The organism is Shewanella sp. MF05956, from assembly GCF_059758055.1.
In genome coordinates this window covers 112,825-128,366 of sequence record NZ_JCAYNV010000001.1, presented here as the reverse complement: position 1 = coordinate 128,366, position 15,542 = coordinate 112,825, and the positions used below count along the sequence as shown (strand labels likewise).

Here is a 15,542-nt window from a genome sequence, read left to right as displayed (position 1 = left end):
AACCTTTAGTCGATTTCGAAGCTGTAATAGATATCTAACGACTGGCTTAAGGTGCTCGATACACTCTCTAAATACAGCTGCGATAACAAGTAGTAACGCACCGTCATTTCATAACCTGGGTTAAAGACGCCCACGCCGTATTTGATCATGAGATCTTCGCCAATATAACCACTAACAGCCACTTTACCGTCATCGTTAGTATCAAGCTGTACATTAGAAAACCCAAACTTTTCAATCAACCCTGTCGCAGTGCTGCCTATGCTATTCATGGCGCCACCGTCAAATTGGGCCCCTAAGCTAAGTGCCGCACCCATCATTAGTGAGTTACTTTGCTCGCTTGAGGTAGAGGTGAAACCTTTACCTGTGAGAATGTAAGATAACACCTCGGCTTGTTCTTTGGCGGGATTAGAGAACAGCGTGACGACAGGACGCATTGGGGTGCCCGTTACCCTAACACCCGCGGTGATGTCTTCATCTTTAATGTCTCGAGTGGCTTCAATATTAAGATTAGGCACACTTGTAGGGCCAACAAACTGCACTTCACCGGTATCAATGGTGAGAGTTTGCCCCATAAATTTATAGGTCCCTTTAGTCACCTTAATATCACCAAATAACATAGGCGGTTTAAAAGCCTGCTGCTTTAGCGCTAAGTTACCTTGCAGCTTACCCTTTAAGCCCATGCCATCGATAGTGAGGTTTTTACCCACATTAACATTGATGTCTGCGGTAATGGCATAAGGACTGGTTTTAACGATTTGTTCAGAAATCGAATCATTAAAGACCACATCATTTGATACCGCAACGCCACCTTCTGCGAGTGGCACAATCTTGATTTGCCCAGAAGGCACATTGACTTGACCTTTAACGGCAAACAATTGTTGATCAAATGTCATATTAATGTCCGGGGAGACATTTAAAATGGCCATCGGTGGCTGAATAACCGCTAAATTACTGCCTTTAATGTTGATGTCGCCGCTAAAGTTGCCTTGCGGCCAGGCGAGGGTGCCTTGTGTTGCCACTTCGCCATCGCCCATATGCCATTGGCCGTTTAGTTGGCCTTGCTGGCCCTCAAGGGCTAAAGATAAGTACAACTTATCTATGAGTGTGGGATTGCTCGACAATGCAAAAGCACCGTCACTTAATTTAATATTACCCGAAACACTTGGGTCCATTAACGAACCTGCAAGTGTTAGTCGGCTCGATAATAACCCCTCTAACGTAGCAAGCCGCGGGAAAAACTCACCAAAGGGGGCAAGATTTAACTCATTAATATTAATATCCCCTTGCAAGGTTCTGTCTGGTGTAATGTTCACACTCAGCTGGCTTTGCCAGTTTGCAATACCAGAGGAATCAAAGCTCAACGTGCTCGTGACCTGTTTTTCATCCAGTGTGGCTCGCAGTAATAGTTGTTGATAATCGATACTCACGGGCTTGGTCTTTGCTCGAGTTAAGGTAATGTTGCCAGGCATTAAAGTAAATTGTAAATCGGCAGTTGGTTTTTTACCCTTAGCCCAATTGATTTGACTGGTTAACGCTGCTTGCCCATCCCAGGTGATTTTTTTAGACAGAACAGGTGCCAGTAATTGCCCAGGATTGCCACTGAAGTTAATGTTGGCTTGGCCTGTGCTGCCTAAGCTAATGTCGTTTACCAGACAGAGTTTATTGTGTGGGTGCACTAAACAAAAACGGCTAATATTACCGCGTTGTTTTACTTGGTCCCAATCAAAGGTAATCGGGGTGTCTTGTTGCCATGCTCCGAGCACATTTGACAGGTTGAGTTGGGTAAACTTACCATTAAATTGTTGCTTGTCGAGATTGCTGTTAGTCGCTAATTGCGTGTTGATTACCACGTCACCTTGGGTGGTTAAGGTGGTTTGTTGTTGCTGTTGGTCACCTTCGCTCACGAGGGTTAATTGACTCAACTTATTATTGTTCCAAAATAATAAGCTGTTTTTGAGTTCGACTCGGTAGCGGTGTTGCTCAAATGGACGGTAGTTTGCTACTAGCGTGGTATTGTCTATTTTACTGCCGTTATAGCTGAATTTATTAACTTGAGCATCGACATCGACAATTGGATTGGCGCTATTGCCACTGACATCAACCTTAGCAAAAATATTACCTCGACCGCCCGGCAGCCATTGGCTTAAATCAGGCACACTCACTTCAGCGTCAATATCCCAAAGGGTATCGGCAGTACCGTTAATCAGTAAGTTAGCACCAAGTGCGTTGGCTTGAAGATTGTCTGCATTAATGGCAAATGCCTGGTTAATGGCAATATTACCTTGTAAATTTAACGGGTAACCATTGAGCCTACCGGCTAAGTTTGCCTGTTCAATGGCGACTTTCCAGTCTTTAGCGCCAATATTGCCCTGGCTGGAAAAGGTACCACTAAATTGACTTTTGAGCGGGTTAAATTGGGTCAGATAGTCAATATGCTGCAATTGAATATTATCAGTGCGCACATTGGCTTGCCACACAACATTGTCTTTATAAGAAAGTTGTCCATCTAAGTCGATATTGCCCGCAATAGATTGAATATTAAGAGTCTTAATCGTTAATTGTTGTTGGCGGTTATCAATGTCGGCACGAACAATAAGGTTAGGGTTAAAAGGTGTTGTCAGTTGGCCCTCAAGTTTAGCCACTTGATCGCTTAGGTTGCCGTTACTGGTAAATTGCTTGATTTGCGCAATGTATTCAGGTTTTTGTAATGGCCATTGCAAATAAGCATCATTTAAGCTGACTTGATAAGCGAGTTGCTTAGACGTTAAGTCGATGGTTGACGCTAATGTAAAAGCGTTGCTGCCTTTTGCTATTGCATTGATATTGAGTTGGCTTAAGTCTTGAGTTAAATCGAGTCTTAATGTTTGCTTGGCCAGCCCAGGGACCTCGGTCACATGGTCAATATTGGCTTGCAGCTTTAACGTCAGCGGGTAATGGTCTAAAAAGGCAATATCACCAATCACATTGACATCACCATAGTCATGTTGAATATCAAGTTGGGTGATACCTAATTGATATTGACGAAAACTTGCCGCTAACACGATATGGCTAAAATTATCTTGGCGCTCAGCGATATTCAGTTGCGTGTCAACGGCTTCAAATTGTTTCACTTTTATTGGAAAAGGCATAAAGATGGCCGGTAATTTTGCTAAAGGCCAATCATTATTTGTTTCAGCTGTTTGTGTATCGGGACTGTCGTTATTTGTGGTGGGAATGTTAACCACCAACCCCTGGCTGGTTAAGGTTTCTATTTGCAGGCCACTGTCATTCCAAATGGCTTCTGTGGCAAGTTGGTCTGCGTGATAACTCATGTGGTTAACAGTGACATCAACTCGGCTAAACTGGGCTTTATTAAGGCTAATACTTATCGGCAGCGTCAGTTCTTGCGGGGTCTCATCCGCGATTTCTGGTGCGCTTGGCTCACTGGCGGGAATATTGTCCGTGACAATATCTACTTTGAGTTTGCTTGCCGATAGATTCGTCACACAAATTTGCCGGTTGATAAGGCAAGTGGGTACCCAATCAAGCTCAACATCCTTAGCTTCGACTTGAATGCCTTTCATTGCCCATGATAGGCGATGTAATTTGAGGTCATTGTTAAGGGTACCAGATTGATATTCTAAGCCGATATCGCTGACTAATTTATCGACCAACATCACCGTGGTTTTACTGCCAAACGGTGTGCCTATCGACACCGCTACGAGCATTAAGATGATTAAAGGCACATAGATTAAAATACGGGTATAGAGCTTAAAATTGCGCCACAGCTTAGCTTGAATACTCAAGGGGGCAGGTGGTATTTTGGCCGAATTAGCTTGTGCTTTAGGCGTTTCGTCTGGGTTTTGTGCGTTTGGTGTATTGTTGTCTATCATAACTCTGTCCCCATGGTGAGATGGAAACGGAATGAGCGCGCTACGGTTTCGGTTTCTTTTAACCCAAAACCTAAATCAAGTTTAATAGGCCCGATTGGCGATATCCAATGGACACCACCGCCCACCGCAACCACTGGCTCGAGTTGTCCGGTGTCAAAGGCATTACCCGCATCAACAAAGCTGGCGACGCGCCACGTTGGGGTTAAGTAATACTGATATTCTAGGCTGCCAATAGCTAAATATCGTCCACCAACAACTTGGCGCGATATGCCACCATCGCTGTTTGTGTAGTCAATATAGGGGCCAAGTTCTTGGTAGCTGTAACCGCGAATACTTTGATCTCCACCGGCAAAGTAGCGCAGTGACGGCGGAATAAAACTAATGTCATCTCTACTGGCAATGTTTGCGCCTAAATCGAGGCGTGCGACAAAACGGTGTTTATCAAAAAAGGTTTCAATCCATTTAAACCGTGCTTGAAAACGTGCTAAGCGAATGGTTGAACCCAGTGATGGGTCTGCATATTCCATGCTGTACGTTTGCCGAAAACCCGATTTTGGATCCAATGTGTTGTCACCGCGAACCGTTTTAGTGAGGTTATAGCCCATTAATAAAAATCGTGGATCGTACTCGGTATCAAGTTGTTCATAAAACTCCCGAATCGACTCAATTGAGTAACCGTATAACCAATTACTTTCAGAGCGTTGTTGACGAGAAAGCCCAATTAAATATTTTTTAGACTCTAATTCGCCCGTATTGTCGAACGAGCGGCTTTCTTCATCATAGTCTTGGGTCACGCCGTAAGTGTCACGTAATATGCCCAATTTAATTTTCAGTTGGTCATCTAATGGGTGACTCAGTGGAATGGTATAGGTTGTTAATATTTTGGGCCTATCTGGTGACCACTCAGCGCTGGTTTCTTGATAATGGCCATAACGGTTAATTTGTGGCGTACGCCACGTGACTCGCACTCGAGGCTCAAAGGTGTCTTCAGTGCTATTGCCGATATCAGCACCTAAGCCGACCTCAATTAAGTGGCTTGGCCTTGGGCTTAGTTCCACTTTTATCGGCACCACGCCATCGCTGATTTTATCTATTTGAGGCAATACTTTTATGTTACTAAAGTAGCCTGTATCGAGCAGGTTACGGTTAAATTCGGTAAGTTGTTGTGTGGCATAAGGCGCGTCAGCATCAAACGGGATTAACGCTTCAATAACATCATCATTCAACGTGCTGCCTGCAAAATCAACGTCACCAAATAAGTAACGCTTGCCTGAGTCAAATTGGATATTGATTTGCGCGGTATTAAAGTCGCGGTTAATGCTAATTTCAGATTTAGTGTAGCGACCATCAAAATAACCACGCGCTAACGCTAAAGTGACTAATTGAGATTTTAAAGCATCGTAAACACCGTGATTTAGGGTATCGCCGGGTTTAATTTTGAGACTGTTTAACCACAATGCAAACCTGTCATCTTGCAGCATATCGCCGCTAAAATTGATGTCGACCCACTGAATGATAACGGGATCCCCTGTGGTGATATTGAGGTTAAGCTTCCAAGGGCCTGATTCGGTTTCTTGTACGTCAATATCAATAATGCCATGGTAATAACCCATGGATTCTAAAGCGTCTTGAGTATTGTCATCAACGGTAAACAAAAAGGCTCTGCGCTGCACGCCAGATTCAGGCAGGGTACCTAAATGGGCGGTAATATTTTTTTCAAGCTTTTTACTGACACCATCAATACGAACGTTAAGCCAACTATTCTCGGCAAGCACAAAGCCTGACATCAATAGGGTCAACGAGAATAACAATAACTGGCTAAGTTTAAGTCGTTTAGAGGACAAATTAGGCAAATTTTCCAAAAATAGGGCTAATGATGCTTGTCACCATATCAATATGACTATTGTCGCTATAAAGATGAAAAGTCGCAACAATATGATTGTAATAACATGGGTAAATGGTTACAAAGATATACGCCTTTCAAGGACTTGCCGATCATGAATAAATTATATTTAACAATAGCGCTGTGTTTAGGGATGACTTCAGCACAGGTCATAGCACAAGACAACAGCCCTTTTTCGATTGCGATACACGGTGGTGCGGGCACCATTAATGCTGCTGATTTAACGGCTGAACAAGAAAAAGCCATCAGAGATAAGTTAACTCAAGCCATTGATAGTGGCTATGATGTGCTGCAAAACGGTGGCGACAGTATCGAGGCCGTTAAAGCGGCGATTAACATTTTAGAAAACAGCCCGTTATTTAATGCTGGTGTTGGTGCGGTATATACCTTTGATGGCGGCCATGAACTTGATGCTTCTATCATGGACGGTAAAACATTAAATGCAGGTGCCGTTGCAGGGGTAAAACACATTAAAAACCCGATTGATTTGGCCATTACCGTCATGCACAAGTCGCCTCATGTCATGTTATATGGTGAAGGCGCGGAAGAGTTCGCCCTGACTCAGCAGTTCAATTTAGTGGCAAACAGTCATTTTGATACACCGCATCGTTATGCCCAACTACTTGATGCTAAAGCCAGTATTATTAAGGCCGAGCAAACTAATGGCGGCGATTATCAAGCGTCAGTAAACCAATTACGCGACAATTATAAATACGGAACTGTAGGTGCTGTTGCTCTGGATAAACAAGGCAATTTAGCCGCAGGCACTTCAACCGGCGGCATGACCGCGAAGCGTTTTGGCCGTATTGGTGATTCACCGGTTATCGGCGCAGGAACCTATGCTGAAAATGGTGTTTGTGCAGTATCGGCGACAGGTCATGGTGAATATTTTATTCGTTACCATGTTGCCGGTGATATCTGTGCCAAAGTGAAATACCAGCAAAAAGGGATTATTCAAGCCGCTGACGAGGTGATTAATCAAACCTTGGTGAATGCAGGTGGTACCGGTGGTGTGATTGCTATCGACAAGCAAGGTAATATTGCTACACCATTTAACACCAGTGGTATGTACCGGGCCAGTCGAGTTCATGGTCAAGCCGCAAACGTGATGATTTGGCGAGATAAATAATAGTCAGCAATAACATGACAAATGTGAGCAACATAGCCGACTAACATAATCGTGTAATTTTACTGTCCAGTTAACCAATCTTGACTAAACTTAATGGGTATTGATAACAATCGTACAAATTAAGTTTATTTCGCACGTGAGTCATTTGTGCACTTGGGGGTAATATGGATTCGATAAAAATTAAAGACCACATGGATAGACGTCCAGTTTTATTAACCGCAAATATGTCATTAGCCATTGCTGTAGAGCAGTTACTGGCGAGCAATAAAAGTGGTGCTCCTGTTGTGGATGCAAAAGGTGAGTTAATGGGTTTTCTATCACAGCAAGATTGCTTAGCTGTGATGCTTAAAAGCAGTTACCACTGTGATATGACCAGTACCGTGGCCGATTGCATGAAAAGCCCTGCATTGACGGTTGCACCAGATGACAGCATTTTAGCGTTAGCTGAACAAATGCTTGGTGCTAAACCTAAAATTTATCCTGTAGTGAGCAGTGGTAAAGTGATTGGCACCATTAACCGTACCAATGTACTGAACGCAATGAATACCTATATGCAGCAATGCTACTTATCTCCGGCATAACAATCGTCAAAATCATTATCATTATGCTGTTTTCCTTGCTAGGATCGTTTTTTTTCGATGTAAGCAAGGGAATCAGATTTGAATTCGGACCTTCACCCGCTCTCTAAGGCGTATCTCAATCTTTGTTATCAAACCGATGCGGCTAAAATCCGTCGTCGCTTATTTCGTATTAATAAAGAGACTGAGTCTGAAAAAAAATCTCAAACCTTAGCCCAGCTTACAGAGGCTGCAAAACAAGCTTACGCTAAAGCGCAGCAACGTTTGCAATCAAGACCTGTCATTAATTACCCAGACGAGCTCCCTGTCTCGCAAAAGCGAGAAGACATTGCCTCTGCTATTGCCAATAACCAGGTGGTGATTGTTGCAGGTGAAACAGGCTCGGGTAAAACCACTCAGTTACCTAAAATTTGCTTAGAATTAGGCTTAGGCACTCGCGGGCTTATAGGCCACACTCAACCGCGCCGTTTAGCGGCCCGAAGTGTTGCAAATCGCGTTGCTGATGAGCTCAACAGCCCACTTGGGGAAGTCGTTGGTTTTAAAGTCCGCTTTGCCGATGCCATTAGTGATAACACTTATATCAAGTTAATGACTGACGGTATTTTATTAGCAGAACTCACCTCAGATCGATTTTTAAATCAGTACGATGCCATCATTATCGATGAAGCCCATGAGCGCAGTCTTAACATTGACTTTATCTTAGGCTACTTAAAACAAGTCCTCAAAAAACGCCCTGATTTAAAAGTCATTATCACCTCGGCGACCATTGATGTAGACCGTTTCTCAAAGCATTTTGACAATGCTCCCGTGATTGAAGTGTCAGGGCGTACCTATGAGGTTGAAACTCGATACCGACCGCTGGTGCGTGATAATGATGCCGACTTAGATTTCAGTGACGGTATATTTTCCGCGGTTGATGAGCTGATTGCTGAAGGCCCCGGCGATATTTTGATTTTCATGAACGGTGAGCGCGAAATTCGTGACACTGCCGATTTACTGCGTAAGCAACAATATCGCGACACTGAAATTTTACCGTTGTATGCGCGTTTGTCTTACGGCGAGCAATCTAAGGTGTTTAAAAGCCATATTGGCCGGCGCATAGTGTTGGCCACCAACGTGGCTGAAACCTCATTAACTGTGCCGGGCATTCGCTATGTGATTGACCCGGGAACCGCACGTATTAGTCGATACAGCTACCGCACTAAAGTGCAGCGCTTGCCAATTGAGCCGATATCTCAAGCCAGTGCTAATCAGCGCCAAGGCCGTTGTGGCCGTGTAGGGCCTGGTATTTGTATTCGTCTTTATGATGAAATGGACTTTATTCAACGTCCAGAGTTTACCGATCCTGAAATTTTGCGCACCAACTTAGCCTCGGTTATTTTACAAATGCTGGCGATTGGATTGGGTGATATTGCCGGTTTTCCGTTTATTCAGCCGCCAGATCAAAAACACATTCGCGATGGTTTTTTACTGCTCGAAGAATTACAAGCCGTTACAAAGCAGCGCAACGATTTAGTGCTTACCCCACTGGGTAAAGATTTAGCAAAAATACCACTTGATCCACGCTTAGCCAGAATGGTCATCGAAGCCAATAAATTAGGTTGTTTGCATGAGGCGTTAGTGATTACCTCGGGCTTATCTATTCAAGATCCGCGCGAGCGTCCCATCGATAAAAAGCAAGCTGCAGATGAGTGTCATCGTCGTTATGCCGATAAAGATTCAGACTTTGTCAGTTGGGTTAAGCTGTGGGATCATGTTAAAGATCAAAAGCATGAGTTGTCGGCCAGTCAGTTTAGAAAACAATGTCGAGATGAATACTTAGCGTATTTACGCGTACGTGAATGGCAAGACTTATACACACAGGTGAAACAAGCTGTCCACGAACTTAAATGGCGTGTGAGTGACAATGTCGCCAGTTATGAGCAATTACATAAAGCCATATTGTCTGGCTTATTAAGCCAGATTGGCTTTAAAGGCGAAAACAACGAGTATTTAGGTGCCCGTAACCGTAAGTTCTTTGTGTTCCCTGGCTCACCTTTAGCTAAAAAGGGCCCTAAATGGATAATGGCTGCCGAGCTCACAGAAACATCACGTTTATTTGCCCGTTGCTGCGCCAAAATAGAACCTGAATGGGCAGAGTCTCTCGCCGCGCATTTAGTGAAGAAGAACTACCTCGAACCGCATTTTGAAGCCAAAGCGGGCAGTGTTGTCGCACTTGAAAATCAAGTGCTATACGGCTTAATTATTGTGAATCGCCGCCGGGTGCAATATGGCCCAATTGATGGCGTTGAAGCTCGCGAGATTTTTGTGCGCAGCGCTTTAGCTGAAGGACAGTTGCAAACCAAAGAAGCGTTTTTTGTTAATAACCAAAAACTGCTTAACGACATCGAATCACTCGAGCATAAATCACGTCGCCGCGATATTTTGGTCGACGAGCAAGTGCTGGTGGATTTTTATGAACCCCTTATTCCAGCAGGCATTTATAACGCGCCGTTGTTTTTTGCCTGGTGGAAAAAAGCCCGTCAACACACCCCAGATTTATTAGATTACAGCAAAGCGTTATTAATGCAGCGCAGCGCCGATCATATTTCAGCGTTGGACTTTCCTGAAGTATGGCATAAAGCCAATTTAGCCTTAACAGTGAGTTATCACTTTGAACCTGGCAATGTCGACGACGGGGTGTCGGTGCATATTCCTGTTGCGTTGATCAATCAAATCGACGACAGCGATTTTGATTGGCTCGTCCCAGGGCTGCGTGAAGAAAAGCTGGTGGCATTGATTAAGTCTTTACCCAAAAACTTACGCCGTAATTTTGTGCCAGCGCCTGATTATGCTCGTGCCTGTTATCAAGCAATGAAACCGTTTGAATTATCAATGCTCGACTCGATGTGCAAACAATTATTGCGTATGAGTGGTGTGCGGATTTCAGCTGACGATTTTGATTTAACCCAAATCACTGAACATCTTAAAATGAATTTTAAGATTGAAGATGATCAAGGTCGCTTAGTGGCTCAAGGGCGAGATTTAGAAACGTTGAAAGGGCAGTTGCAAGGAGTGGTTGCCAAAGCGATACGTAAAGTGGCTGATAAGGGCATTGAACAGCAAGCTATCACCAGTTGGACATTTGGTGACTTGCCAGTGCAATACCAGCAACGTAAAGGCAACTACGAGGTTAAAGCGTATCCGGCCCTTATCGATAACAAAACCGATGTGTCAATTAAGCTATTTGATGATGAGCATGAAGCGAAACGTCATCATCGAGTCGGATTACGTCGGTTATTGCTAATCAATATTCCGTCGCCCGTTAAACACTTGCAGCAAGCGTTACCCAATAAAGCTAAACTCGCAATGTACTTTAATCCGTTTGGCCAAGTGCAAATATTGATTGAAGATATCATTAATGCGGCTGTGCAACAGTTACTCGATCAAAAGCAGTTAGATATTCGTAATGAGGCGCAATTTGAACAAGCCAAAGAGTGGGTGCGCCAAGAACTTAATCCAACGGCTGAGCAAATAGCCTTAAACGTTGAACAGGTGTTAACCATTTACCAGCGGATTAAAAAACGCTTAAAGGGCAAAATTAGTTTAGATATTGCCTTTGCAATGAGTGACATTCAAACACAACTAGACAGCTTAGTGTATAAAGGATTTGTCGAAGATTGTGGTTGGCAACGCCTGGCAGATGTGGCGCGCTACCTCAAAGCGATTGAAAACCGCTTAGAGAAATTGCCGGTTGATCCTACGCGAGACCGTTTGCATATGCACAGTATCAGTAAGGTACAAGAGACACTGACGGCACAACTCGCCAAAGTGCCACGCTCGCAACCAGTGCCTGAGTTGTTAATTGAAGCAAGGTGGATGATAGAAGAGTATCGAGTATCATGTTTTTCTCAAGTATTGGGTACAGCATATCCTATTTCAGAAAAACGTATTCTTAATCATATCAGTCAAGTTTAAGTCGTTATTATGCTCAAAAAAAGCCGATGCACTGCATCGGCTTTTTTGTTTCCCGATGAAAGACTTTCAGTTTTTTCTCTGTAAAACACTGTTTTCTGTGTTTTTAAGCTGTTTTTATATTCCAAACTGAAAGTTTTTCGTAATTTATCGGTGGTTAAGGTTTGAAAGTCGCATGAGTATTGATATACTCTCCGGCAAGAAGAAAGTGATTGTGCTTTTCTCTCTGTTAGGTAAATGTCACCCCCCAGAGACAAAGTAATGTTATCGACACTATGCTACTAGCACGATGTCATTAAGATTAAGTTGTTGAAAAATAAGACAGGCCTTCCCCCTACAAAACGACCTAAAGAAGATTGGAGTTATTATGGAAGTTCATGAATACGAAAATGCTTACTATCAAGTAAAAGATGACGTGTTAGAGTCTTTACCTTCTGACGAAGAATAAGACATTTGAACGAGCATATTAATGTACTGACCTGTGCGTCATCGCATTAAATACTCCGACACCGAATATAAAAATAGCAGCCTAGGCTGCTATTTTTATTGGCTATTAGCTATCAGCATAGCGATAAAATTTAAGCCGGACTTAGTTGTAAAAGACGACTCCACCAAGACCGAGTTAATTTGACTGTCGATAACAAGTCTATTGCAACATCAATTATAGTGTTGATTGTAAAGGGACTATCCAGCTCTGTATTAACGTTCGATTCTGCCTTTTTCAGGTAGAATTTCGACAATTACCCAAGTGCTGCCTTTTTTGTGTAAACGTATTGTGCGGTCATCTATCCATTGTCTACCGCCTTTTAATCCTTCCATCTTAACGACAACGGTAACGTCGTCAGTAAATTTTCGGAAAAAGTCGATATCAATTTCATCGATCGACATAGTGACATCTTTCATTGATAAACCCAGTACATGACGTTGCACTGCTGAAGCAATATGGTAATGCTCCATCACTTCTTTTATGTCGGGTGCGACAAACTGTTTGGCGCTTTCTACATCGTTATCAATATAAATCGCTTGAAAAAAGCCGAGTGACACTTGCTCTGGACTCATTTTGAGTTGCGGCGCTTCCTCTGGTGATTGATCACATGCACTGACAAAGAAGAGTAATAGTAGGGTAAGGAAAGAAATCGGTTTTATGTTTAACATCGGCGAATGACTACTCAATATTTAGATTTATTATATTAACTTAGTATCTCGGTTTATGGCTGGAGTGACAAGCTTAGTGGTTATTTAATTGTTTAAGTGTGTAAAAGCTATGCACTGAGACAATGGGTAAGTGCAGCTCATTGTGATATCTCCTCCTTATATAAATAGTGAGTGGCTGGGCAATCCGAGTTATCCACTCACTACCTCACTCACATACCCATTCATAAGATGATGGTTTTACTCGCTGCACTTTAATCGATTTGCATTTATACCCATCCGCATCAATAGGTGACATGAGGTGAGTCGTGATTTTGGGTGCAAAAAAATATTAGTATCACTTAAATTAAACGCTGGGCAGTTATATTTTGCGCAGTTAGTCACTATTTCTGTGGCTTAGCGGTACATTTACTTGACGATTCAAACAGCGCGTGTCATATATGAATATATTAGTTAATTAGATCATATTTGATCGCTACGTTAATACAGTAAACGTGGCCTATTGACCGTGATGCTTGTCGTTGTAGTTTTATAACGAATACAGGCGTCAAAAAAGTTAATGTTATCCACAGAATCTGTGGACAAGTTTGTTGATGACTGTGAGTTGTTATTTTAACTCACTGTAAAATATATTGTTTTTTTTGCGGTTAAAAAGTGCCGCTTCTGTAGTTATGCGTCAATTTCAATCTTAGTTTTAGTTTCTTGTCGCAATAAAAATGACAATAAAAAATTGTAATAAAAAAGCACTGATAATGATCAGTGCTTTTTTTTGCTACATTTTCAGTTACCGCTACTTTTTGCTGTTTTGCGCAGCTTGAATAGCCGTTAATGCGATGGTGTAAACGATATCGTCAACTAATGCGCCACGAGACAAGTCATTTACAGGCTTGGCCATGCCTTGTAGCATTGGGCCAATACTGATCAAGTCTGCACTTCGCTGTACCGCTTTATACGTTGTATTACCGGTATTTAAGTCTGGGAATACAAACACGGTTGCTTTACCAGCCACAGGGCTGTTTGGCGCTTTAGACATTGCCACATTTGGCATTACCGCTGCGTCGTATTGTAATGGGCCGTCGATGATCAAGTCAGGGCGCTTTTCTTTCGCGATTCGAGTCGCTTCACGCACTTTATCCACATCTGAACCAGTACCTGAGGTACCTGTAGAGTAGCTAATCATCGCTACACGAGGCTCAATCCCAAATGCTTTTGCAGATTCTGCTGACTGAATAGCGATATCAGCAAGTTGTTCAGCATCTGGATCAGGGTTAATCGCACAGTCACCATAAACCAACACTTGATCTGGCATCAACATGAAGAAAATTGATGACACTAAGCTTGAGCCTGGAGCGGTTTTAATTAACTGCAATGGTGGGCGGATTGTGTGAGCCGTTGTATGTATAGCCCCAGACACAATACCGTCTACTTCATTTTCAGCTAACATCATGGTACCCAGTACCATGTTATCTTCTAGTTGCTCACGGGCTACCACTTCAGTTAACCCTTTACTGCGACGCAACTCAAGCATCGGTGCTACGTATTTTTCACGAATGCTTTCTGGTTCTATAATCTCAATGCCGTCACCTAAAACAACATCTTGTTGTGACGCTACACGTAAAATTTCTTCACGGTTACCGATTAATACACAACGAGCAATACCGCGTTCTGCACAAATAGAGGCAGCTTTAATGGTTCTCGGCTCTTCACCTTCAGGTAGCACAATGGTTTTACGTGCTGCACGCGCAAGCTCAGTAAGCTTATAACGGAAGGCAGGTGGCGACAAACGATGCTCACGTGGAGAGTCTTGAGTCACACTCTCAATCCAGGTTTGATCAATATGGCTAGCCACGTATTCTTGCACACGCTCAATACGCACAGCATCATCAACAGGCACTTCATGATCAAAGCGTTGAATATTAAGCGATGTTTGCCAGGTGTTAGACTCAATTAAAAATACAGGCAAGCCGGTTTCAAAGGCTTGTTCACAGAGCTTCATCACTTCTGGCTCTGGCTGGTATCCTCCGGTAAGTAAAAGGGCACCAATTTTTACGCCATTCATTGCAGCAAGACAGGCCGATACGATGACATCCGAACGGTCGCCAGAAGTCACCAGTAATGAGTTGGCTTTAAAATGCATCAACATGTTTGGAATGCTGCGGGCACAAAATGTCACGCGGCGCATACGGCGAGTGTGCATTTCACCTGCATTAATGATTTTAGCATTTAAGTGTTTAGCTAAATCAGAAGCGCGAGGCGCAATCAGTTCTAAATTGTATGGCACACTGCCTAAAATACGCAGCGGACTTTTACCCGGCAATTGGAACATGCCTGAGCTGTCAGTCGCATGAATTTGTTTATCATCAAATACTTCAGATAAATCTGGGCGTGTACGACCTTCATCATCTACTGGCGCACCAATTTTGTTGATGACGGCACCGATAAGACGTTTATTTTTTTGCCCACCCCAAGAGTTGTAAGCAATTTCTAGACGGTTCATTAAACCATTTGGGGTGTCAACACCTGGCGTGGCGATAAAAATCACGTCGGCATCAAGTGCTTTAGCGATTTCATAATTGATGTCGTCAGCAAAAGGGTGGCTACGTGTTGGCACTAAACCTTCAATGATGAGGGTTTCAGTATTGCTTGCACATTCCGCCGCGCGAGCAATAATTTGCTCCATTAATACATCTTGCTGCTCAGAGCGGATTAACGCTTCAGCATGTTCCATGCTGTACGGCTCTAAAGGATTTACTGAAGGCGATGTACTTAAAATAGTGGTTGAACGTTCAGGCCCTTTGTCACCAGAGCGAATTTGTGCAATAGGTTTAAAGAACTGCACTTTAACGCCTTTACGTTCTAAGGCGCGAACCATCCCTAAACTCAGCGAGGTTAAACCAACGCCAACACCAATGGGAATAAGCATAATATTACGAGACATGAAGACCTCTTAAATA

7 protein-coding genes are annotated in these 15,542 nt (G+C 43.1%); 3 read left to right on the top strand and 4 right to left on the bottom strand.

Features of this window, described 5'->3' with window-relative positions:
* Window positions 1-5: 5 nt before the first annotated feature.
* Together tamB and AC19MX_RS00510 are read right to left on the bottom strand one after the other, a co-directional pair.
* Window positions 6-3,872: an autotransporter assembly complex protein TamB gene (gene tamB / locus AC19MX_RS00515; protein WP_498296177.1), complete on the bottom strand. Its 3,867-nt coding sequence runs from the start codon at window positions 3,870-3,872 to the stop codon at window positions 6-8.
* Window positions 3,869-5,659: an autotransporter assembly complex protein TamA gene (locus tag AC19MX_RS00510; protein WP_498296420.1), complete on the bottom strand. Its 1,791-nt coding sequence runs from the start codon at window positions 5,657-5,659 to the stop codon at window positions 3,869-3,871. Before AC19MX_RS00510 ends, tamB begins: the two co-directional genes overlap by 4 nt.
* A gap of 249 nt (window positions 5,660-5,908) precedes the next feature.
* Here AC19MX_RS00510 and AC19MX_RS00505 point away from each other — a divergent pair, with 249 nt between their 5' ends.
* From AC19MX_RS00505 to hrpA, 3 genes are all read left to right on the top strand, one after another.
* Window positions 5,909-6,904 carry an isoaspartyl peptidase/L-asparaginase family protein gene (locus tag AC19MX_RS00505; protein WP_498296418.1) on the top strand — a complete coding sequence of 332 codons (996 nt, stop codon included), beginning with the start codon at window positions 5,909-5,911 and terminating at the stop codon, window positions 6,902-6,904.
* A gap of 164 nt (window positions 6,905-7,068) precedes the next feature.
* Window positions 7,069-7,485, top strand: coding sequence for a CBS domain-containing protein (locus tag AC19MX_RS00500; protein WP_432402649.1), 417 nt, complete (start codon window positions 7,069-7,071; stop codon window positions 7,483-7,485).
* A 78-nt stretch (window positions 7,486-7,563) separates the two neighbouring features.
* Window positions 7,564-11,439, top strand: a complete 3,876-nt coding sequence (gene hrpA / locus AC19MX_RS00495; protein ID WP_498296175.1) for an ATP-dependent RNA helicase HrpA — start codon at window positions 7,564-7,566, stop codon at window positions 11,437-11,439.
* 696 nt (window positions 11,440-12,135) lie between these two features.
* Here the strand turns inward: hrpA and AC19MX_RS00490 are convergent.
* Both AC19MX_RS00490 and pta read right to left on the bottom strand, forming a co-directional pair.
* Complete coding sequence (locus AC19MX_RS00490) at window positions 12,136-12,582, bottom strand: hypothetical protein (protein ID WP_498296416.1); 447 nt, start codon at window positions 12,580-12,582, stop codon at window positions 12,136-12,138.
* A gap of 796 nt (window positions 12,583-13,378) precedes the next feature.
* Window positions 13,379-15,526, bottom strand: coding sequence for a phosphate acetyltransferase (pta, locus tag AC19MX_RS00485; RefSeq protein WP_432402653.1), 2,148 nt, complete (start codon window positions 15,524-15,526; stop codon window positions 13,379-13,381).
* Window positions 15,527-15,542 lie beyond the last annotated feature (16 nt).